We start from the raw sequence: 19,587 nt of genomic DNA on the forward strand, positions 1-19,587 counted from the left end.
CCCTGACCGCTCCCGGAGCCGCCCCACAGGGTTCTCACAGAGCCTCGGACGAAAACGCCAGTCCCCGATGTCAGCGTGTCCGCCATGAGCATGCGGATCGAGGCGAAGGGCCTCACCAAGCGTTACGGCGCGATTCACGCCGTCGACGGCCTGAGCTTCACTGTGGAGCCGGGCCGGGTCACCGGCTTCCTCGGGCCGAACGGGGCGGGCAAGACCACCACGATGCGGATGATGCTGGGGCTGGACGCGCCGTCGTCCGGCTCGGTGACGATCGGTGGAAAACCCTTCCGGGACCACCGGAGCCCGATGCGTACGGTGGGTGCGCTCCTGGACGCCCGCGCCGTGCATCCGGGGCGCACGGTGTACCGTCACCTGCTCTGCCTCGCGGAGAGCAACCACCTGCCGGCCCGGCGCGTGCACGAGGTGCTGGAGATGGTGGGCCTGGCCGGCGTGAGCCGGCGGCGGGCCGGCGGCCTGTCGCTCGGCATGGGCCAGCGGCTCGGCGTGGCGGCGGCGCTGCTCGGTGACCCGCCGGTGCTGATGTTCGACGAGCCGGTGAACGGGCTCGACCCGGAGGGCATCCGCTGGATCCGGGTCCTGATGCGCGGGTACGCCGCCCAGGGCCGCACCGTGCTGGTCTCCAGCCACCTGATGAGCGAGATGGCGCTGACCGCCGACCACCTGATCGTGCTCGGCCGGGGCCGGCTGCTCGCGGACCGCCCGCTGGACGACGTGGTGTCCCCGGCCGCCGGCGTCCTGATCCGCACGGAGGCGTCCCGGCGGCTGATCCCGCTGCTCGGCGCGGAACGGGTCACGGTGGCGGCGGACGGCGCGCTGATCGTCACCGGGATGGACGGCACCGAGGCCGGCGCGATCGCGGCGGCGCACGGCATCGCGCTGTCCGAGCTGAGCCCGCACCGCGTCTCGCTGGAGGACGCGTTCATGGACCTGACCGCCGGAAGTCTGGAGTTCACCGCATGATCGGGCTGCTGCGCTCGGAATGGACCAAGCTCAGTAGCCTGCGCTCGACGCCCGGGACCGTGGTGCTCGCGCTGGCGCTGGCGATCGGGCTGGGGATGCTGGTCGCCAACCGGTTCGGCGCCAGGCACGTGGAGGCTCCGGCCGGGGAGTTCGACCCGGTCTTCACGAGCCTGTTCGGCCTGTTCAGCCTGGCGCCGCTGGCGATCGGCGCGCTGGGTGTGCTGACCGTGACGTCCGAGTACGCCAGCGGCATGATCCGTACCACCCTGTGCGCGGTGCCGTGGCGCGGCCGTCTGCTGGCCGCCAAGGCGACCGTGGCGGGCGGGTTCGCGCTGCTGGTGGGCCTGGTGATGGCGATCGGCACGTTCGCGGCCAGCCAGCCGCAGCTGACGATCGTCGGCGCGCCGCGGGCGGAGTTCGGCGACCCCGGCGTGTTCCGCGCGGTCATCGGCGCGGGGCTGTGGCTGGCCGGCGTGGCGCTGCTCGGCGTGGCGCTCGGCCTGTTGCTGCGCGCGACCGCGGGCGCGTTCGCGGTGCTGGTGGCCGTGTTGCTGGTGGCGCCGCTGCTGGCCGACGCGTTGCCGCCCTGGTTCGGTAAGTGGTGGCCGACGATCGCCGGGCAGCAGATCGTGTCCACCGTGCCACAGCCGGACACGCTCGGCCCGTGGGCCGGGCTCGCGCTGATGTACGCGACGATCGCCGCGCTGCTCGCGCTCTCCTACGCGGTGTTCCGCAGGCGGGATGCTTGACGGCATGGAGAGCCTGCTGGTGGTCGACGACGAGCCGACCGTACGCGAGTTGCTGGCCGCCACGCTGCGGTTCGCCGGGTTCACGGTGTCGTCGGCGGCCACCGCGGCGGAGGCGCTGGACGCGGCCCGCCGCGAGCCGCCCGACCTGGTGCTGCTGGACGTGATGCTGCCGGACCTGGACGGATTCGAGGTGCTGCGGCGGCTGCGGGTCGGCGGCGCGCGCGTGCCGGTGCTGTTCCTCACCGCGCGGGACACGCCGGCCGACAAGGTGCGCGGGCTGACGCTGGGCGGCGACGACTACGTGACCAAGCCGTTCGACCTGCAGGAACTGCTGGCCCGCATCCGCGCGGTGCTGCGGCGCAGCGGCGGGTCCGAGGCGGACACGCTCACCGCGGGCGACCTGACGCTGGACCCGTCCGGGATGGCCGTGTCGCTGCGCGGCGAACCGGTACGCCTGTCCCCGACCGAGTTCCGGCTGCTGCACCACCTGATGCGGCACGCCGGGCGGGTGCTGACCAAGGCGGAGATCCTGGCGGACGTGTGGCGGTACGACTTCGGCGGCGAGACCAGCATCGTCGACACGTACATCAGCTACCTGCGCCGGAAGGTCGACACCGGCGAGCCGAAGCTGATCCATACCGTGCACGGCGTCGGCTTCGTGCTGCGCAGGCCGCGGTCATGAGCCTGCGCGCACGGCTGCTGGCGATCTGCCTGGTGCTGCTCACCGCCGGGCTGCTGATCTCGGACACGGTCGCGATCGGCTACCTGCGGCGGCACCTGGTCGAGCGGATCGACACGCAGCTGCGGCTGCTGGCCGACGTCTCCCGCGTGGCGCCGGTGCCGGACGCCGGGCGCCAGGTGCTCACCGAGCGGCTCGACCTGGTCCCGGAGCTGTACCTGGGCCCGCCGGCCGGCGCGCCGTTCGAGGTCCGGGCGGCGGACGGGCCGTACGAGTCCGCGGGCTGGCGGGTGCTGCCGCCGGAGGACGGCGGCGCGGTGGTGGCGATCCGGCTGTCCGAGGTGGACGCGATCGTGCGCCGGATGTGGGCGGTCACCGGCGGCACGGCCGCGACGCTGGTGGCGGTGCTGGCCGTGGCCGGCTGGTTCGCGGTGCGGGCCGGGCTGCGGCCGCTGCGCCGGATCGAGGTCACGGCCGCGGCGATCGCGGGCGGCGACCTCACCCACCGGGTGCCGGTCCCGGCCCGGCCGCGCACCGAGGCGGGCCGGCTGGCCGCGTCGCTGAACGTGATGCTGGAGCAGCTCGCCGCCGCGTTCACGGCCCGGGAACGGTCGGCCGAGCGGATGCGCGCGTTCCTCGGCGACGTCAGCCACGAGCTGCGCACGCCGCTGTTCGCCATCCGCGGGTTCACCGAGCTGTACCGGATGGGTGGCCTGCCCTCGCGCGCGGACGTGGACCGGACCATGGCGCACATCGCCCGCGAGTCCGGGCGGCTGGCCGCGCTCGCCGAGGACCTGCTGCTGCTGGCCCGGCTGGAGGAGCCGGGCGTGCTGCACCTGTCCCCGATGGACCTGCGCACGGTGGCGGCGGACGCGTACCTGGACGTGCGCGCGCTGGACGTCACCCGCCCGGTCACGCTGACCGGCCCGGGCGGCGAGGGCCCGCCCGGCAGCGCACCGGTCGCCGGCGACGAGGCGCGGCTGCGGCAGGTGGTGACGAACCTGGTCGGCAACGCGATCGCGCACACGCCCGCGGGCACGCCGGTGCGGATCGGCGTGGGCACCTGCGGCGACGAGGCGGTGGTGGAGGTCGCGGACGCGGGCCCGGGCCTGACACCCGAGCGCGCCGCCCGCGTCTTCGACCGCTTCTACCGGGTCACGCCCGGCGGCGCCGGCCTCGGCCTGTCCATCGTCCGCGAGCTGGTGACCGCGCACCGTGGCCGCGTCGACCTGATCACCGCCCCCGCCCACGGCGCCACCTTCCGCGTGCTCCTGCCCCGCCTCCCCACCCCCACCGCGCCGTCCTAGGTGTGCTGTCCCGCGGTTCGATCCGATCACGTGAATCCGCCCGGGCTCGGCGCGGAGAGGGGTGCGGTGTCGTCGGAGCGGTGGCGAGGAATTCCAGGGGGCGGCGGATCAGCCGGCCTCCAGCGCCGACGTGCGGGCCGTAGCCGACCTCGTCCCCGAGCGCCTCGACCAGATTCGGAGCCAGCTCCGGCACCGGCGAGTATGCGCGGCCCGCGACCGTTTCCACCCCTCGGATCAAGATCCCTCGCCGGGGGGTACGGCGTCGCGTGCGCCTCCGTGGGTCGTGGTGACCAGCGGCGGCACCGGCTCCGATGCGGCGGCGGAGCGGCGGCGGAGCCGCCGCGAGGTTGGCCCGCGGGAGCATGCGGGCCGCGGCACGCCGGAAGTGGGCATATCGGTGGTGGCCTTCGGGGGCGGCTCGGTGCCCGCCGGAGCTTGCCGACCGGATCTCAGGCGGCGATCAGCAGGGCGCCGCGGCGGGCCGGGGTGGCGGCGGTGACGGTCCAGGCGAAGCGGACCGAGACGCCGGGCTTGAGCGGGGTGTCGCTGCGCCACTCGAAACGGTCCAGGTCGCCGGCCGGGACGACGGTGGCGGGCGGGTCGAGCGGGCGGTCGCCGCTCATCGAGGAGAGTTCGCCGGCGACGTGCATGGCGAGGTGGCGCGGGAACTCGAGGCGGACCACGAGCTGTTTGGTGAGCCAGCGGATCTCGCGCTCGAACCAGTCGCCCCAGTGGGTCTCGGGGAGGCGGTAGCCGTACTCGACCACGCCGCGCTCGCCCGGGTAGATCGGCTCGTGCAGGCCGAAGCGGCGGAACCGGATCGCGATGTCCCGGCGCCACTCGCTGCGGCGCTCGACGTTCCAGCTCACCGGGCGGCCGTTGTAGCGCGCGGAGAAGCCGAGGTCGCGGTCGCTGATCGGCTGTGTCGCGTAGAGCAGCTTGGCGGCCTGGTAGTCGTCGGGCGAGGGGTCCGGGGCCACGTGCGCGGGGAACCAGGTGACCGGCTCGGCCGTGCGGTTGAGCAGGTGCCGGCGGACCACGATCTGGTAGCGGCGGGCGGCCTCGTCGTAGCGGACCGCGGCCTCCTCGCGCTCGACGATCAGCTCGGCCGCGCCGGGCGCGGGGAACTCGGCCTCGCGGACCATGCCGGCGCGCAGCACCGGGTCGCCGTGGCGCGCCTTGACGCAGAGTTTCAGCAGGTCGCCGTCGGCCTCCAGCACCGCGTCCGCGCGCATCGCGAAGTTCGGCGTGGGTGCGCAGCGGCCGCTGATGATGTGGCTGACGTATGACGGGTGGAACTGCATGGCGGCGGCGAGTTCCTTGTTACTGAGCCCGCGCTTTTCCTGTAGCGTTTTGAGTGCGACGCGGAATTCCCTTTCGTCCGCCGCCTCTCGCCACCCAAGATCGGTCATGACTACGCCCACCTCCTACTCAGACAACGAGTATTGCCACGATTACGGGCGTGGCGCAACCCTCTATCCGAGTCGGGGTACACCCGGTCGGCTATCACGGCTCTGAGCAGGTAATATAGGTGCGGTGCGGTGCCGCGATCAGCCAGGTGGCAGATTGCGGGGGAGCACAAAGGATATTCGCTTTAAGGCGTCTGGCGATCGACGACCAGGCAAATCCGGCCGCAATTAATTCTTTATTCGGAATCGATTGGCGCGCCGCCGTATCCGATTTCGTTGCCATCCGGGTCGACATAGGTGATCTTTCGGACACCATTGTCGTACGTCTCGCTCTTCGCCGGTTCCAGTCCACGTGACGAGATTCCCGCGACGATCCCGTCGAGATCGTCGACGAAAATGGTGTGCAGCGCGTGCCCGGCCCGTTCCGGAAGCTGCTCCACGTAGACGAACCGGTGCTCGGCCAGCTCCCACACCGCCTCCGTCTCGTGCGCGAAGAACCCGGGCGGCGCGCCGAACAGCCGCTCGTACCAGGCGAGCGCGGCGGGAAAGTCACGAACGAAGACACCGGCGAACAGATCGAGAGCCATCGGCACAGGCTAGCGGCGAAAACCGGTGGGCGGGGACGGGCCGCCGCGCGACGGTACGGCCGTGCGCGCCCGACCTGCGGGCCGCCTCCGGGACATCCGGGCCGACCTGGCGCGGGATTCCCGGTAAGCGCACACCAGCCACCTCCGCGTGCGACCCCGCGATCGATCTGGTGTCGCTCAGCCCGTCCAGGGTGACGGCGGCGAGCGTCCGGGCGTCGGCGCGCGGGCACGCCGCGACCGCGGTCCGCACGAACGGGTACGGGCCGGCCACCAGCTCGCGCGGCACGTCCTGATCGGCGCGCGGGTCGCTGACCAGCTCGCGGTAGTGCGGCGGCGTGCGCGCCCGCGGCAGCAGATCGTCGATCGTGGTCACGGGGCGAGCGCAGCCGCGGGGGTCCGGTGCACCGTCGCGCGGCGGGACGCGGCGGCGAGGAGGAGGCCGGCGAGGCAGTAGGCGGCGCCCTGGGCGGCGATGACCGGGATGATGCCGAGGTGGTCGCCGAGCGCGCCGGCGGTGAGCGTGCCGGCCAGCATGGCGAGCGCCTCCAGCGTCAGGAACGTGCCGAAGACGCGGCCGCGGTGTGCGGGACCGGCGGCGGTCTGCACGATGGTCATGCCGGCCGCGGCGAGCAGCGCGCCGGGCAGGCCGGCCAGGACGATCAGCGCGTACGCGGGCCAGAGCGCGGAGGTGGCCAGCGGGTAGAGGAACAGCGCGAGGTCGGCCGCGCCGAACGCGACCGCGCCCCAGGCGGCCGCGGGCCAGGGGGAGATCCGGTGGCCGGCCAGCGCCACGGCGGCGCCGCCGGCCAGGCCGCCGATCGCCTGGGCCGCGAGGACGGTGCCGTAGGCGGTGGCGGACGCGTGCAGCACGTCGCGCACGAACGGCGCCATCAGCGTGGCCATGATCGCCTCGCCGACCCCGGTGATCACGAAGAACGCGCCGAACACGCGCAACGCGGGCGACCGGGAGATCAGCCGGAGTCCGCCGGTCAGGTCACGCCACCCGCGCCCCGCATCAGGATCATGACCTGTCGCCGGTACGCGGCCCGCGCGCGCCGGCACCGCGACCAGCAGTGCGGCCGCGGCCAGGAACGAGGCCGCGTCGACGGCCGCGAGCAGCGGCAGCCCGCCCGCGGCGGCCACCGCACCGCCGATCCCGGCGCCGGTCAGCCGGGCCACGTCCCGGACCTGGGCGTTGAGCGCGTTCGCCCGGACCAGGCCATGCGCGCCGGCCAGCGACGGCAGCAGCGCGGACTCGGCGGCGACGAAGAACGGGACCAGGCAGCTCTGCGCGGCCACCACCGGCCAGATGATCCACACCCGGTCCGCGGAGGTGACCGCGAGCAGCGGGATCAGGCAGAGCGCCAGCAGCAGGTTCACCGCGATCATCGTGTGCCGGCGGTTCCCGCGATCCGCGCGGACGCCGGCCGGCGGGCCGAGCAGCGTCTGCGGGATCAGCGAGGCGAGCACGGTACCCGCGGCGGCGAGCGTGGAGCCGGTCAGCGCGTAGACCTGCCAGGCCAGGCCGGTACGCAGGATCCAGTCCCCGGTCAGCGAGATGAACCCGGCACCGAGCAGCGCGAACAGCGGCATGTCAGTTGCCCGCCGCGGTCGGCGGGACCGGGACGACGAGCAGCGTCACGTCGACCGGGATCGCATCGGCCGGCCGGGCGGCGGCGTCGCCGAGCGGGCGCTTTCGCACCAGCGGGGCGATGAGCCGCTCCCAGGCCCGGTTGAACGCGGCGAGCTCGTCCGGCGTGAGGTAGACCAGGTTCTGCGACACGCCGCTCTGCTCGGCCAGCCGCGGATCGGCCTGGTCGCGGCGGCGCTGCCAGTCGGTGAGCTGGCGCAGCGCGGCCTCGGCCAGGAACGTCTCCACCAGGTCGGAGGCCTCGCGGCCGTCGGCCGAGTCGCCCGGCTCCCAGCGGTGATTGACCGCGGTGGTGCGCCACGGCCGCGCTCGGTTGTCGCCGGCCTCGGCGGGCTCGACGAAGCCGTACTTGGCGAGCTGCCGCAGGTGGTGCGAGGCGAGCGCCTGACTGATGCCGAGCTGGCGGGCCGCCTCCGCGGCCGTGATCGTGCCCTCCCGCGCGACCAGCGCGCCGAGCTTGAGGCGCAGCGGATGGGCGAGCGCGCGCAGCGCGAGCGGGTCGCGGACGACACGGCGCGGTCCGGCCGGACTCGATTCCAAGGACATGCTTGGAGTCTTGCATGGATGTCAAGCGATTGCTTGGGGTATGGCTGGGCCTACCCGCGCACGGTGTCCGCACCCCGTGCCGGAAGCGGCGCGACCGTCCAGGATCGAGTTCCGCGATCGGCGCGGAGATCGGGAGGACGTGGGACATGCGGCGACGTGCGGTGCTGACCGGGGGAGTAGCGGCGGGAACGGTGCTGGCCGGGGCGGGGACGGCGCGGGCGGCGAGCCCGGAGGACGGCTTCCGGGTCGTGGACCGGCGGGGGCGGCAGCGGATGCTCGCGGCCACCACGAAGCCGCCGATCATCCACGGCGGCCGGATCTACCCGGCGGAGCTGCGGCAGGGGCCGGCGGACGGCACCTATCTGATCTTCAACGACGAGGACGGTACGGAGAAGGGCGGCATCACCGCGTCGGCCGCCGGGGCCAGCGTGTCGCTCGACTACCCGAACGCCCAGGCGATCACGCTGGCCACCACGTGGGAGGGCGCGCTCGGCGCGTCCGTGCTGGTGATGAACCAGATGCCGGACCCCGCGCTGCCGCTTACGCGGACGCCGCCGGCCGTACCGCGCGTGCAACTCGGCTGGAGCGCCATGGACGGGGCGTTCCTGGCGCTGACCGACTCCGCGGGCCGGCCGCGCATCCTGCTGGAGGTGGGCCCGGACGACACGCCGCGGATCCGGGTGCTGAACGCGGACGGCAGCGAGGCGGCGTGAGGTGTGAGGTGTTAGGAAGGGCGCGGCTCATGTCGAAAACCCGGTATCGCCGTTCGACGTGATGACAGCGACCCGTTCTGCTGAGGAGATTCTGATGCGCACTCTGATCGTCACCGCGTTCGTGTCCGTCGACGGCGTCATGGAGGCGCCCGGCGGCGAGCCCGGCTACCGCAACTCCGGCTGGACGTTCAAGGGCGTCGAGTTCGACGAGGCGGCGTACGAGATCAAGGCGCGCGAGCAGGACGAGGCCGGCGCGCTGCTGCTCGGCCGCCGGTCGTACGAGGCCTTCGCCCCGGTCTGGCCGACCATGGTCGAGGAGTTCGCCGGATACAACGCCATGCCGCGGTACGTGGTGAGCAGCACGCTGGCCGCGCAGGACGACCGGTGGCCCGCGACCATCCTGCGCTCGGTCGACGACGTGGCGAAGCTGAAGGAGACCGAGGGCGGCCCGATCTCCGTGCACGGCAGCGCCACGCTCGGTGCCGCGCTCGCGGACGCGGGCCTGGTCGACCGCTACCACCTGCTGGTCTTCCCGGTGCTGCTGGGCGCCGGCAAGCGGCTGTTCAGCACCGCGGACAAGGACCTGACGAAGCTGGCGCTGGTGGAGCACGAGGTCTACAAGAACGGCGTGCAGAAGCAGGTCTTCGACGTCGTGCGCTGACCTCAGCCGGCGCGCACGGTCTGCCGGATCGCGGCGTCCAGCGACCGGCCGCTGACCGGCTCGACGTAGAGGTCGGTCAGCGCCAGCCGGCCGAAGTGCGCCGGATCGATGCCGGACTGCCGGCCGGCCAGCGACATCAGCGCGCCGCCGAGCGTGGCCGGGACGCGGACCGCGGTGCCGGGGAGCCGGTGCACGGTCCGCGCCCGGCCGGTCGCGGCCGCGATCCGGGCGAACAGCTCGCGCCAGGTCAGGTTCTGGTCCGCGACCGGGAGGTCCTCGCCGCTCGCCCGCTCCAGCGCGCCGGCCGTGGTCTCGGCGACGCTGCGCGCGGAGACCGCGGCGGTCCCGCCGTCCGGGGCGAACAGCGGCGCGCCGGACCGGGCCCAGCGCTCCCACGGGCCGGACCAGTTCGGCAGCCGGCCGCCGCCCTCGCCGAGCACGAACGGCAGCTCGACGACCGCGACCGGCAGGCCGGCACCGGCGGCGGCGCGCGCCTCGGCGGCCTGCTCGACCCGGCACCGGATGTACGTGTGGTGCTCCGGCAGCCGCCACTGCGGGTGCAGCCGGTGGAAGTACGTGTAGTACGACCCCATCAGCGCGCCGCGGGTCAGCCCCTCATCGCGCGCCGCGGTGAACAGCCGGGCCAGCGGCTCGACCAGGTTCGCCCGGAATCCGGGGTAGATCGGCTTGGGCAGCGGCTTCGCCTCGTCCGTGCGGGCCGCGTAGACCACGCCGTCGTGCCCGGCGACCAGCGCGCGCAACTCCGCCACGGTGGCGCGCTCCGCGTCGAGCGCGCGGTCGATGCCGGGCCGGGCCGTGCGCGCCACCGCCGTGACCTCGTGCCCGCGCTCCCTGAGCACGTCGACCACGTGCGCGCCGATCAGCCCGCTTCCGCCCACCACGACAACTCTCACGCCGCCTCCCCTTCGCGCGCTCATTCTCCCCGCGGCCGCCACCGCCCGCCACCCGCGGGACCGGCAGGCAGCCCTGCCGCCGCCCCGGCCACCCACCCCTGACCGGCGTGCACACTCCGCCTCCGCGGCCGACCGGTGCCCGCGGGAGCATGCGGACCGTCCCGGGCCGGAAGCGGGCAGATCAAAAGGTCTTTCGGCCCTGAACGACCGCGCACCCGGACCGGAGAGTGGAGGGAACGCTTCAGGAGGTGTCTCATGGTCCGGATCCCGCTGGTGAGGGAGGCCGAGCCCGCCGTGGCCGCACCGCGGGGTTATCAGGCGGAGGATCTGGCCGCCGCCGTCACCGCGGCCGTGCGCGCGCCGTCGCAGCACAACACGCAGCCGTGGCGGTTCCGGCTGTCCGGCGGCGCGATCGAGGTCCGATCGGACCCGGCGCGGCAGCTGCCGATCGCGGATCCGACCGGCTGGGCGGTCCGGATCGCGTGCGGTGCCGCGCTCGGCAACGCACGGCTGGCGCTGGCCGGCCGGGGCCGCCCGGCCGACGGCGTGATCCGCCCGGACCCGGACGACGCGGAGCTGGTGGCGCGGCTGGTGCCGGGTGCGCCGCGGCCGGCCACGCCGGCCGAGCTGGCGCTGCTGGCGGCCGTGCCGCGGCGGCACAGCACGCGCGGGCGCTTCTCCGCGCGGCCGGTGCCCGCGGCGGTCCGCGCGCGGATGCTGGACGCGGTGCGCTCGGAGGGCTGCTGGCTGGACCTGATCGTGGGCACGCCGGCCGTGACCGCGGTCGCGGAGATCGCGCACAGCGCGGACCGGGTGCTGCGCCGCGACCACGACTATCGCGCGGAGATCGAGGCCTGGACGCGCCCGGCGCCCGCCTGCGACGGCGTGCCGCCCGAGGCCGCGGGAACGGCGGCGGACATCCTGCCCCGGCGAGACTTCGGCGGCCCGGAGCTGCCCCTGGAGCCGGAACCGGAGCCGCTGGTCGCGGTGCTCGGGTCGCCGGCGGACACCGCGGCCGAGCAGATCGCGGCCGGCCAGGCGCTGCAGAAGCTGCTGCTCACGGTCACGGACGCGGGGCTGGCCGCGTCGATGGTGTCGCAGCCGATCGAGGTGCCGGCCGCGCGCGAGCAGTTGCGGCTGGCGCTCGGCCGGTTCGGGCCGCCGCAGATGGTGGTCCGGATCGGCTGGGCCGCGCCGGGCGCCACCACGCCACGCCGGCCCGCGGAGAGCGTGATCATCACGGAATAGGGCACGCTGGGGGGTATGCGGCTCGCTACCTGGAACGTCAACAGCGTCAAGGCCCGGCTCCCGCGGCTGCTCGACTGGCTGGAGACGCGCCGGCCGGACGTGCTCTGCCTCCAGGAGCTGAAGGTCTCCGCGGACCAGTTCCCGTCGGACGAGGTCAAGGCGCTGGGGTACGACGCGGCCGTGCACGGCGACGGCCGGTGGAACGGCGTGGCCGTGCTGTCCCGGGTCGGCCTGGACGACGTGCGGACCGGCTTCGACGGCGACCCGGGTTTCCCGGACGAGACCACGCGGGAGACGCGCGCGGTCTCCGCGACCTGCGGCGGGCTGCGGGTGTGGTCGGTGTATGTGCCGAACGGCCGCACGCCGGAGGACCCGCACTACGCGTACAAGCTGCGCTGGCTGGCCCGGCTGCGGGAGGCGCTGGCGCACGAGCCGGCGCCGCTCGCGGTGTGCGGGGACTTCAACGTGGCGCCGGCCGACGAGGACGTCTGGGACCCCGCGGTGTTCGCCGGCTCCACGCACGTCACGCCGCCGGAGCGGGACGCGCTGGCCGCGCTGCGCGCCGAGCGCGGACTGCACGACATCGTGCCGCGTCCGCTGAAGGGGGACCGGCCGTTCACCTATTGGGACTACCGCGCGGGCATGTTTCATCAGAACAAGGGCATGCGGATCGACCTGGTGTACGCCACCGACCCGGTGCCGGCCCGGGTCACCGACGCCTACGTGGACCGTGAGGCGCGCAAGGGCAAGGGGCCGTCCGATCACGCGCCCATCGTGGTCGACATCGATCTGTGACCGTTAACGGTGAGACACGTCACCGTTAACCGCGTCAGTTGCCGCTCGACAAGTAAGGCGTACGCTGGCCGTTGACCGCGCCTGACGACGAAAACCGACACCCGGAACCGGAGGAGACCGCCGTGACGGGGATACGGAACGTCAGTACGCCGCCGCCGACACACCTTCTGCACGCCGTGCTGGACGCTGCCGCCGACGCCGTGCTGCTCTGCGACGACCAGGGCGCGATCCTGCTCGCCAACGCCGCCGCCCGCCGGCTGATGCCCGGCCTGACCAGCATCGGCGAGCTCACCGACGACCCCGACTCGTTCGAGCGCGAGTGGCACGGCCGGCCGCTGCGGGGCCGCCGCCAGCCCGTCGACGAGGGCCACCACGTCTGGACCGTCCACGACTGCACGGACGAGCACGCGCGCGCCGCCTCGCTGGCGGCGGAGCGGGAGCGGACCGCGTTCCTGGCCGAGGCCAGCCGCCGGCTCTCCGCGTCGCTGCACCGCGGGCGCTGCGTGCGCACCACCGTGGAGCTGGCCGCCGCGCACCTGGCGGACGCGGCCGTGGTGGTGCTGCCGCCGTCCCGGCACCGCGTCGAGTGGGTGCGCGCGCTGACCGGCAGCCGCTTCGAGACCGGCGTGATGCGCGAGCGGGACGCGGACGGCGTGCCCGGCCTGTCCGAGGCGCTCGCCGGGTTCCCGCCGGTGCCCAGCCGCTGGCTGGACCCCGCGCAGGTGCCCGGCTCGCTGCTCCCGGCCGACTTCGGCGAGATCGGCGCGCTGCTGGTCACGCCGCTGCCCGGCAACGGCGTGCCGGCCGGCGCGCTGATCCTGGCTCGCCGGGCGCCGGGGCTGTTCTCCGAGATGGAGGAGCTGCAGGCACGCATCTTCGCGGCCCGGGCCGGCGCCGCGATATCGGCCGCCGTGCTCTATCAGGAGCAGGTGGAGACGACCGGCATCCTCCAGGCCGACCTGCTGCCGCCGGAGCTGCCGCGCATCGAGGGACTGGAGCTGGCCGGGGCGTACCGTCCGGCCAAGGACGCGGCCCGGATCGGCGGCGACTTCTACGACGCGTTCCCCCGCACGCCGTCGCTGGCGCCGGGCGCGGACCCGGCCGAGACCATGGTGGTGCTCGGTGACGTGTGCGGCAAGGGCCCGAAGGCGGCCGTGCTGGCCGGCAAGGTGCGCCAGACGCTGCGCGCGCTGCGCCTGCTCGAGGGGCGCCCGGACCCGCTGCTGCGCGTGCTCAACCAGGCGCTGATCGACCCGCGCGACCGCAGCCGGTTCGTCACGCTGGCGCTGGCCTCGATGGTCCGCGACGGCGACGGCTGGCGCGTGACGGTCGCGTCCGGCGGCCACCCGCCACCGCTGATCCTGCGCGCGTCCGGCGGGGTCGAGCCGGTGCTGGCCAGGGGCACGCTGATCGGCGTGTCCAGCACGATCACGGTGGAGACCGCGGACGTGACGCTCGGGCCCGGCGACCTGATGCTGCTCTACAGCGACGGGCTGTTCGAGGCGCGCGGCGGCGCCGGCGGCCGGGAGGCGTACGGCGAGGACCGGCTCGCCGACTCGCTCGGCACCTGCCGGAACATGCCCGCCACCGCGGTGGTGGAGCGGCTGGAGCAGCTGGTGTCGGACTGGATCAACGGCGCCGGCCACGACGACATAGCGATGCTCGCGGTCCGGGTGCCGCCGCGGGTGCCCGACTACGGCAACGGGCACCACCACGCGGTCAATCTGCGGCGGGCCCGATGACCGCGACCACCTCCCTGCTTCCCGGCGTCGACGAGCAGTACCTGGAGCTGATCGGCGCCGGTGACGAGTGGGGCGCCACCGACCTGGTGCTCGCGCTCTGGGAGAACGGCGCGCACCCCGAGCGGCTGCTGCTCGACCTGATCGCGCCCGCGCAGGTGCGCGTCGGTGACCTCTGGGCGGCCAACGAGTGGTCCGTCGCGCGCGAGCACGCGGCCACCGCGACCAGCGAGCGCGCCATCGCCGCGCTGATCGCGCGCGCCGCGCCGCGGCCCACGCTCGGCCGGATCACGGTCGCCTGCACGGACGGCGAGTGGCACGCGCTGCCGCCCCGGATCGTCGGCGAGGTGCTGCGGCTGCGCGGCTGGCGGGTCGACTTCCTCGGTGCCAACGTGCCCGGCCCGCACCTCGTCACCCACCTGCACCAGACCGGCCCGGACGTGGTGGCGCTCAGCTGCGCGCTGCCGACCCGGCTGCCCCGCGCGCACGCCACGCTCACCGCGTGCCAGGCGGTCGGCGTACCGGTGCTGGCCGGCGGCCGTGGCTTCGGCACCGACGGCCGGCACGCCCGCCTGCTCGGCGCGGACGGCTGGGCCGCCACCGCCACCGAGGCCGCGGACATCCTCGACTCCGGCTGGAACCCGCCGGCCCGCGCGCCGCACGACGACCTCGCCCACCTGGCCGACGAGGAGTACACGCAGCTCGTCCGCCAGCGCCACAGGATCATCGTGGGGCTGCTGGACCGGCTGCGCGAGGCCTACCCGCCGATGCGCGGCTACGACCAGCGGCAGGCCGACGCGACCGCCGAGGACGTCACGCACATCGTCGACTTCCTGGCCGCCGCGCTGTACGTGGACGACGCCGCGGTCTTCACCGACTTCCTGGGCTGGACCGCCGGCGTGCTGGCCGCCCACGGCGTACCGGTCCAGGCGCTGACGATCTGCCTCGACCTGCTCGGTGCCGATCTCCGTGACTTTCCCCGGGCGGGGAATCTGTTGAAACTGGGTTTAGCGCAACTGGCGCCGGGTAGTGTGCCGGGCCAGGACTTCACGAGGCCGGAGCGATGATCGACGATTCCCCCTTACGCATCGACGTCAGCCACCCCGACCCGGCCACGGCACTGCTCTCACTCGCCGGCGACCTCGACTTCGACACCGCCGAGGAGCTGGTGGACGAGGCCGAGCGGGCACTGATCACCGAGATCCGTACGCTCCGGCTCGACCTCTCCGGCCTCTACATCTGCGACTCGTCCGGACTCAGCGCGCTGCTCCACATCCACCACGACGCGCGCGAGGTCGGCACGGACTTCGAGATAACCGGCGTCACCGCCCAGCTCCGCCGCATCCTCGAGGTGACCGGCCTGGACGCGGTGCTCGGCACCACCCCGGCCGAGGCCCATTCCTAGAGCCTCCACCCGATCGAGTGCCGCTGCGCTCCGGCGGCGAGGGCGGTCGGTCTCCCGGCGGGGCGCCGGGCGATAAAGGTCTCGCGTGCGCGGCCGATCGAGCGGGATCATGGGCCGGTGATCGGGGACGCGTTCGGGGAACTGCTCGGTGAGGTGTGGGCCGCGGGTGCGGTGGCCGGGCGGGTCGAGGAGGTCGTCGAGCGGGACGACGGGCTGATCAGCCGCGGGGACGCCGCGCGCTACCTCTCCGGGCCCGAGTCGTGGCCGGCCTGCGAGACGGCGGTGCTGGCACGGGCGCACGGCCGAATCCTGGACATCGGGTGCGGCGCCGGCCGCCACCTGGCCGCGCTGCGCGAGCGGGGAGCGGACGCGAGCGGCATCGACCCGTCCCCGGGCGCGGTGGCGGTGTGCCGGGCGCGCGGACTCGCCGCGGAGGTCGGCGACCTGGACCGGCTGCCCCCGGGCCCGTACGACACGCTGCTTCTGCTGGGCGGCAACCTGGCGCTGCTCGGATCGCCCGCGGACGCCGCACGGCGGCTCGCCGCGCTGGCCGCGGTGGCGGCGCCGGGCGCGCTGCTGCTGGGCTCGAACATCGACCCGCACCACACCGGCGACCCGCGCCACACCGGCTACCACGACCGGAACGTGCGGCACGGCCGGCCCGCCGGCCAACTGCGGCTGCGGGTCCGGCACGGCGAGACGGTGACGGAGTGGACCGATTACTGGCTGGCCGGCGTGTCCGAGCTGGAGAAGGTGGCGGCGGCGTCACCGTGGCGGCTGGAGAGCGTGGACGGGCACCCGTTCTACGCCGCGGTACTCACTCGCGCGTCGGCCTGAACGCGTTGCGCACCGCGCCGAACCAGCGGCGCTGCAGGTGGCGGAGCCGGGGCTGGGCGACCGGGACGCGGAAGCTGTCCGGCGCCTGGCCGGCGCGCGTGACGTGGCCGGACTCCGGCGTGATGGCGACGACCTGGGAGAGGTCGCCGGTCTCCTCGTTGCGGCTGAGCCGGTGGTAGGCCAGCGCGCCCACCGCGACCGGCAGCTCCGGCTGCTCCGGGACGGACGGCGTGGTGCCGAGCCGGGCGTAGAGGCGGGTGGAGACGAGCGGCACCCGGCTGGAGCCGCCGACCAGCATGAGCGAGTTGAGCAGGAACGACGACACCCCGGCGGCCTCGACGACGCGGCGGGTCTCCTCGACCGCGCGGGCGATGAGCGGCTCGGCGACGTACTCCAACTCCTCGCGCGTCAGGTGCAGCGGCCGGTCCCAGCCGGGCACCCGGACCGTCACGGCGGAGTTGCGGGACAGCGCCTCCTTGGCGCCGCGCACCTCGGTGCGGAAGTCCTGGCGGGCGCGCAGCTCCACGGCGGTGCGCGGCCGGAACAGGCGCTTCCACGTCTCCGGGTCGCGGCGGGCCAGGTGGCGTCGGAAGTGGTCGAGCAGCGCCAGGTCGATGTCGACGCCGCCGAGGTCGGCGAGCCCGCCGGTGCTGGCGACCTGCCAGCCGTTGATCTCGCGGCGGACCACGGTGACGTCGAGCGTGCCGCCGCCGAAGTCGAAGACCGCGATCGAGCCACCGAACGGTACGTGGTGGCCCTCCACCTGCGTGCAGTAGACCGCGGCCGCGACCGGCTCCTCCAGCAGCCGCACCTCGCCCATGCCGGCCCGGCGCGCCGCGTCGGTGAGCATCTCGCGGTGCTGGCGGCCCCAGCCGACCGGGCAGGTGAGCAGCGCGCCGTCCGGGTTGACGCCGGCCATCCGGGCCTCGTGCGCGACGCGGGACAGCACCGCGCTGAGCAGCAGCACGACCGGGACCTCGACGCCGCCGAGCGGGATCGAGCCCTCGCCGACGCGCCGCTTCGGGTGCGGTTCGTAGCGGACCGGGTCGCCGGCACCGAGCCGGGTCGCCTCCAGGCCGGTGACGATGCTGCCGTTCGCGTCCAGGTACACGCCGGAGTCCATCAGCGAGTACCCGTCGAACAGCAGCGTCCGCGGGGGCTCTCCGGGACGCCCGACGACCGCCACCGTGTGGGTGGTGCCCAGATCCACCGCCAGCTGCGACGGACTCTCCACTGCGTTTGTCTCCCCACGCGCTCCCGGTCAGCGCGCCGCCGCGCCGCCGGGATGGTACCCACCGACCCAGCCTCGCAGCCAGAGACCACCCTGACGGGTGATCAACTTGAGCGACGAGTTTCCCACTCAACGTGAATCCCATCGCACGCTATCGGAGAACCGCAAGATCTGCTCGTTACCGGCCCGCCGCGCCTATGAACCGGGCCGGCCGAGGGTGCCGAGTTCCCGGGATCGCGTCTCCCCGGTGAGCAAGGGCTCCAGCAGGGCCGTGAGCTCCTCGTGCCGCTGTTCGTCCAACCGCGCGGTCATCGGCGCGAGAGCGCGCTGGATCTCCGCCTGCAGCCGCTCCGCCAGTTCCCGGCCGGCCGGGGTGATCACCACGTAGACCACCCGGCCGTCGCCCGGGTCACGGTCCCGCGTCAGCAGGCCGCGCCGGTCGGCGCGGTCGATCAGGCCCGACATCGTGGACTTGTCCAGGCCGAGGAAGGCGGCGAGCTCGGTCATCCGGGGCCGGCGGTCGCGCAGCAGGCCGAGCACGCGGAGCTGGGTGAGCGACAGATCGTGCTCGGCGCCGATGCGGGTGAGCACACCCATCACCTGGAAAGCGGCGCGGACCAGGACATCCGTGAGGGCGGCGGAACTCATCACCGCAGCATAGTTGACATGGTTTGGATTACCAACCATCATGAAATTAGTTGGTATTACAAACTCTTTCCTGCGGGCCGGCCGGAGTCGAGAGGAACCAGGCGAGTGACGAGGAGAACCGCATGCGAACGATCGTGATCGGTGGCGGGATCGCCGGAACGACTGCCGCGCTGGCGTTGCGGCAGGACGGCCACGAGGTGACCCTCTACGAGGCGTACGAGGACTCGACGGGGGATGTCGGCGCCTACCTCAGTCTCGCCGTCAACGGGATGCGCGGGCTGGAGAAGCTGGGCTGCCTGCGCGCCGTGCGGGAGGCGGGGTACGACATCCCCCGGATGCGGTTCTCCACGGCGGCCGGCCGCCTGCTGGGCGACGTACCGCGGGCACGGCGCGGCACGGACCCGTTGTACAGCGTCACGCTGATGCGGGGGCGGCTCATGGCGATCCTGCGGCGCGCGGCACTCGACGCGGGCGTGCGGATCTTCACCGGCGAACGCCTGACGAACCTGACGGAGGGGCCGGACGGCGTGCATGCCGAGTTCGGCTCCGGCAGGCGGGACACGGCGGCGCTGCTCGTCGGCGCCGATGGCATCCATTCCACCGTGCGCGGGCTGATCGATCCGTCCGCCCCCCGCGCCGAGTACTCGGGGTTCTACGCGGTCGCCGGCGCCTCCGCGACGAGGCCGGCCGAGACCGGGATCTGGAACCTCACGTACGGGCGCAACGGCGCGTTCATCAACATCAGCATCGACGAGCGGACGCAGTGGTGGACGGCCCAGGTCGCCGACCCCGTCCAGCCGGAGCTGAGCCGCATCGACGACGCGGAGTGGCACCGGCGCCTCACCGCGCTCTATCCGGAGGAGGTGCCGTCGGCCGTCCTCGCCGGCTCGACCGCGGTGTTCGGGTGCACCATCATGCACGTCTGCGCCCCGGTCCGGACGTGGCACAGCGGGCGCGTCGTCCTGACCGGCGATGCCGCCCACCCGGTCGGCGTCTCGCAGGGGGCCGCCATGGGCATCGAGGACGCCTTGGTGCTCGTCGCGGCGCTGCGGACCGCGCCGACGATCCACGAGGCACTCGCCATCTACGACGCGGAACGCCGTCCGCGCATCGAGAGGCTGCTCAAGCACGCCGACGACGCCCGTGACGGAAAGCGGCCCGGCACCGTCAAGCGCCACGTCGACGCGTTCAAGATGCGCCTGCTCCTGCCCTTCTACGAGCGGGCCACGGGATACCTGTACGACTACGATCCGACCCTGCCGGACGCCCGAACCTCGGCGTGATCCCGCGGCGACGCCGGCGCACCGGGCCCCGCCCCGCACGGGTGCCGATCCGGCTGGCGGGACCCGGCGTGCACACCACGACGCCGCTCGATCTGACCGCCGCCCCGCACCGAGCAACCGGCTCAACCCCTCGGAACGCCCGCTCGGCTGTCACCTATTTGTGGCAGCAGACTCAAACCCATAAATATGGGTTAGGTTCGGTGG

At 74.0% G+C, this 19,587-nt stretch carries 21 protein-coding genes; 13 read left to right on the top strand and 8 right to left on the bottom strand.

Going from position 1 to position 19,587, the window contains the following annotated elements; translation table 11 throughout:
• Positions 1-84: 84 nt before the first annotated feature.
• The 4 genes from J2S41_RS08805 to J2S41_RS08820 are packed head-to-tail and all read left to right on the top strand — an operon-like array spanning position 85 to position 3,716.
• The gene (locus tag J2S41_RS08805) at positions 85-981 is read left to right on the top strand and encodes an ABC transporter ATP-binding protein (protein WP_310365354.1); all 897 of its coding nucleotides are present in this window, start codon (positions 85-87) and stop codon (positions 979-981) included.
• Positions 978-1,730 carry an ABC transporter permease gene (locus J2S41_RS08810; RefSeq protein WP_310365356.1) on the top strand — a complete coding sequence of 251 codons (753 nt, stop codon included), beginning with the start codon at positions 978-980 and terminating at the stop codon, positions 1,728-1,730. Before J2S41_RS08805 ends, J2S41_RS08810 begins: the two co-directional genes overlap by 4 nt.
• 4 nt (positions 1,731-1,734) lie before the next feature.
• Positions 1,735-2,412 carry a response regulator transcription factor gene (locus tag J2S41_RS08815; RefSeq protein WP_310365358.1) on the top strand — a complete coding sequence of 226 codons (678 nt, stop codon included), beginning with the start codon at positions 1,735-1,737 and terminating at the stop codon, positions 2,410-2,412.
• Complete coding sequence (locus tag J2S41_RS08820; RefSeq protein ID WP_310365360.1) at positions 2,409-3,716, top strand: sensor histidine kinase; 1,308 nt, start codon at positions 2,409-2,411, stop codon at positions 3,714-3,716. The genes J2S41_RS08815 and J2S41_RS08820 overlap by 4 nt, the downstream gene beginning before the upstream one ends.
• Before the next feature lie 449 nt (positions 3,717-4,165).
• On the opposite strand, the gene J2S41_RS08825 is transcribed toward J2S41_RS08820, so the two are convergent.
• From J2S41_RS08825 to J2S41_RS08845, 5 genes are all read right to left on the bottom strand, one after another.
• Entirely contained in the window at positions 4,166-5,128 is a 963-nt protein-coding gene (locus J2S41_RS08825; RefSeq protein ID WP_310365362.1) for a helix-turn-helix domain-containing protein, read from the bottom strand.
• Between the two features lie 233 nt (positions 5,129-5,361).
• Positions 5,362-5,712: a VOC family protein gene (locus J2S41_RS08830; protein ID WP_310365363.1), complete on the bottom strand. Its 351-nt coding sequence runs from the start codon at positions 5,710-5,712 to the stop codon at positions 5,362-5,364.
• Positions 5,675-6,085, bottom strand: a complete 411-nt coding sequence (locus tag J2S41_RS08835) for a hypothetical protein (RefSeq protein ID WP_310365366.1) — start codon at positions 6,083-6,085, stop codon at positions 5,675-5,677. The genes J2S41_RS08830 and J2S41_RS08835 overlap by 38 nt, the downstream gene beginning before the upstream one ends.
• On the bottom strand, positions 6,082-7,305 hold the full coding sequence (locus J2S41_RS08840) for an MFS transporter (protein WP_310365368.1): 1,224 nt from the start codon (positions 7,303-7,305) through the stop codon (positions 6,082-6,084). Before J2S41_RS08840 ends, J2S41_RS08835 begins: the two co-directional genes overlap by 4 nt.
• Position 7,306: 1 nt before the next feature.
• Positions 7,307-7,909 carry a helix-turn-helix domain-containing protein gene (locus J2S41_RS08845; RefSeq protein ID WP_310365370.1) on the bottom strand — a complete coding sequence of 201 codons (603 nt, stop codon included), beginning with the start codon at positions 7,907-7,909 and terminating at the stop codon, positions 7,307-7,309.
• A 146-nt stretch (positions 7,910-8,055) separates the two neighbouring features.
• On the opposite strand from J2S41_RS08845, the gene J2S41_RS08850 reads away from it, so the two are divergent.
• Positions 8,056-8,622: a hypothetical protein gene (locus J2S41_RS08850; protein ID WP_310365371.1), complete on the top strand. Its 567-nt coding sequence runs from the start codon at positions 8,056-8,058 to the stop codon at positions 8,620-8,622.
• Positions 8,623-8,716: 94 nt separating this feature from the next.
• Complete coding sequence (locus J2S41_RS08855; protein WP_310365374.1) at positions 8,717-9,283, top strand: dihydrofolate reductase family protein; 567 nt, start codon at positions 8,717-8,719, stop codon at positions 9,281-9,283.
• A gap of 2 nt (positions 9,284-9,285) precedes the next feature.
• Here the strand turns inward: J2S41_RS08855 and J2S41_RS08860 are convergent, their stop codons facing one another.
• A complete protein-coding gene (locus J2S41_RS08860; RefSeq protein WP_310365376.1) occupies positions 9,286-10,197 on the bottom strand; it encodes an NAD-dependent epimerase/dehydratase family protein in 912 nt (303 codons plus the stop codon).
• 255 nt (positions 10,198-10,452) lie between these two features.
• On the opposite strand from J2S41_RS08860, the gene J2S41_RS08865 reads away from it, so the two are divergent.
• The 6 genes from J2S41_RS08865 to J2S41_RS08890 all read left to right on the top strand — a co-directional run bounded on the left by J2S41_RS08865 (position 10,453) and on the right by J2S41_RS08890 (position 16,221).
• Positions 10,453-11,445 carry an Acg family FMN-binding oxidoreductase gene (locus J2S41_RS08865; RefSeq protein WP_310365378.1) on the top strand — a complete coding sequence of 331 codons (993 nt, stop codon included), beginning with the start codon at positions 10,453-10,455 and terminating at the stop codon, positions 11,443-11,445.
• Positions 11,446-11,460: 15 nt separating this feature from the next.
• Positions 11,461-12,240, top strand: a complete 780-nt coding sequence (locus J2S41_RS08870) for an exodeoxyribonuclease III (RefSeq protein ID WP_310365381.1) — start codon at positions 11,461-11,463, stop codon at positions 12,238-12,240.
• 122 nt (positions 12,241-12,362) lie between these two features.
• Complete coding sequence (locus J2S41_RS08875; protein WP_310365383.1) at positions 12,363-13,982, top strand: PP2C family protein-serine/threonine phosphatase; 1,620 nt, start codon at positions 12,363-12,365, stop codon at positions 13,980-13,982.
• Complete coding sequence (locus J2S41_RS08880) at positions 13,979-15,046, top strand: cobalamin B12-binding domain-containing protein (protein ID WP_310365385.1); 1,068 nt, start codon at positions 13,979-13,981, stop codon at positions 15,044-15,046. The genes J2S41_RS08875 and J2S41_RS08880 overlap by 4 nt, the downstream gene beginning before the upstream one ends.
• Positions 15,043-15,384 (top strand): STAS domain-containing protein, encoded by a 342-nt coding sequence (locus J2S41_RS08885; RefSeq protein WP_310365388.1) that lies wholly within the window; start codon positions 15,043-15,045, stop codon positions 15,382-15,384. Before J2S41_RS08880 ends, J2S41_RS08885 begins: the two co-directional genes overlap by 4 nt.
• Before the next feature lie 117 nt (positions 15,385-15,501).
• Positions 15,502-16,221 (top strand): class I SAM-dependent methyltransferase, encoded by a 720-nt coding sequence (locus J2S41_RS08890; RefSeq protein WP_310365391.1) that lies wholly within the window; start codon positions 15,502-15,504, stop codon positions 16,219-16,221.
• Here J2S41_RS08890 and J2S41_RS08895 read toward each other — a convergent pair.
• Together J2S41_RS08895 and J2S41_RS08900 are read right to left on the bottom strand one after the other, a co-directional pair.
• A complete protein-coding gene (locus tag J2S41_RS08895; RefSeq protein WP_310365393.1) occupies positions 16,202-17,455 on the bottom strand; it encodes an Hsp70 family protein in 1,254 nt (417 codons plus the stop codon). The genes J2S41_RS08890 and J2S41_RS08895 overlap by 20 nt on opposite strands.
• Positions 17,456-17,647: 192 nt before the next feature.
• Positions 17,648-18,100 (bottom strand): MarR family winged helix-turn-helix transcriptional regulator, encoded by a 453-nt coding sequence (locus J2S41_RS08900; RefSeq protein WP_310365395.1) that lies wholly within the window; start codon positions 18,098-18,100, stop codon positions 17,648-17,650.
• Positions 18,101-18,222: 122 nt separating this feature from the next.
• Between J2S41_RS08900 and J2S41_RS08905 the strand changes: the two genes are divergently transcribed.
• Complete coding sequence (locus J2S41_RS08905; protein WP_310365397.1) at positions 18,223-19,383, top strand: FAD-dependent oxidoreductase; 1,161 nt, start codon at positions 18,223-18,225, stop codon at positions 19,381-19,383.
• Positions 19,384-19,587: the final 204 nt, after the last annotated feature.

Origin of the sequence: Catenuloplanes atrovinosus, assembly GCF_031458235.1 — a bacterium.
GTDB classification, from domain to species: Bacteria; Actinomycetota; Actinomycetes; order Mycobacteriales; family Micromonosporaceae; genus Catenuloplanes; species Catenuloplanes atrovinosus.

What these genes read in the sequence shown, in the direction of transcription:
- J2S41_RS08805 (WP_310365354.1), top strand. Translation starts at nt 85, where the DNA reads ATGAGCATGCGGATCGAGGCGAAGGGCCTCACCAAGCGTTACGGCGCG.
- J2S41_RS08810 (WP_310365356.1), top strand. Translation starts at nt 978, where the DNA reads ATGATCGGGCTGCTGCGCTCGGAATGGACCAAGCTCAGTAGCCTGCGC.
- J2S41_RS08815 (WP_310365358.1), top strand. Translation starts at nt 1,735, where the DNA reads ATGGAGAGCCTGCTGGTGGTCGACGACGAGCCGACCGTACGCGAGTTG.
- J2S41_RS08820 (WP_310365360.1), top strand. Translation starts at nt 2,409, where the DNA reads ATGAGCCTGCGCGCACGGCTGCTGGCGATCTGCCTGGTGCTGCTCACC.
- J2S41_RS08825 (WP_310365362.1), bottom strand. Translation starts at nt 5,128, where the DNA reads ATGACCGATCTTGGGTGGCGAGAGGCGGCGGACGAAAGGGAATTCCGC.
- J2S41_RS08830 (WP_310365363.1), bottom strand. Translation starts at nt 5,712, where the DNA reads ATGGCTCTCGATCTGTTCGCCGGTGTCTTCGTTCGTGACTTTCCCGCC.
- J2S41_RS08840 (WP_310365368.1), bottom strand. Translation starts at nt 7,305, where the DNA reads ATGCCGCTGTTCGCGCTGCTCGGTGCCGGGTTCATCTCGCTGACCGGG.
- J2S41_RS08845 (WP_310365370.1), bottom strand. Translation starts at nt 7,909, where the DNA reads ATGTCCTTGGAATCGAGTCCGGCCGGACCGCGCCGTGTCGTCCGCGAC.
- J2S41_RS08850 (WP_310365371.1), top strand. Translation starts at nt 8,056, where the DNA reads ATGCGGCGACGTGCGGTGCTGACCGGGGGAGTAGCGGCGGGAACGGTG.
- J2S41_RS08855 (WP_310365374.1), top strand. Translation starts at nt 8,717, where the DNA reads ATGCGCACTCTGATCGTCACCGCGTTCGTGTCCGTCGACGGCGTCATG.
- J2S41_RS08865 (WP_310365378.1), top strand. Translation starts at nt 10,453, where the DNA reads ATGGTCCGGATCCCGCTGGTGAGGGAGGCCGAGCCCGCCGTGGCCGCA.
- J2S41_RS08870 (WP_310365381.1), top strand. Translation starts at nt 11,461, where the DNA reads ATGCGGCTCGCTACCTGGAACGTCAACAGCGTCAAGGCCCGGCTCCCG.
- J2S41_RS08880 (WP_310365385.1), top strand. Translation starts at nt 13,979, where the DNA reads ATGACCGCGACCACCTCCCTGCTTCCCGGCGTCGACGAGCAGTACCTG.
- J2S41_RS08885 (WP_310365388.1), top strand. Translation starts at nt 15,043, where the DNA reads ATGATCGACGATTCCCCCTTACGCATCGACGTCAGCCACCCCGACCCG.
- J2S41_RS08900 (WP_310365395.1), bottom strand. Translation starts at nt 18,100, where the DNA reads ATGAGTTCCGCCGCCCTCACGGATGTCCTGGTCCGCGCCGCTTTCCAG.
- J2S41_RS08905 (WP_310365397.1), top strand. Translation starts at nt 18,223, where the DNA reads ATGCGAACGATCGTGATCGGTGGCGGGATCGCCGGAACGACTGCCGCG.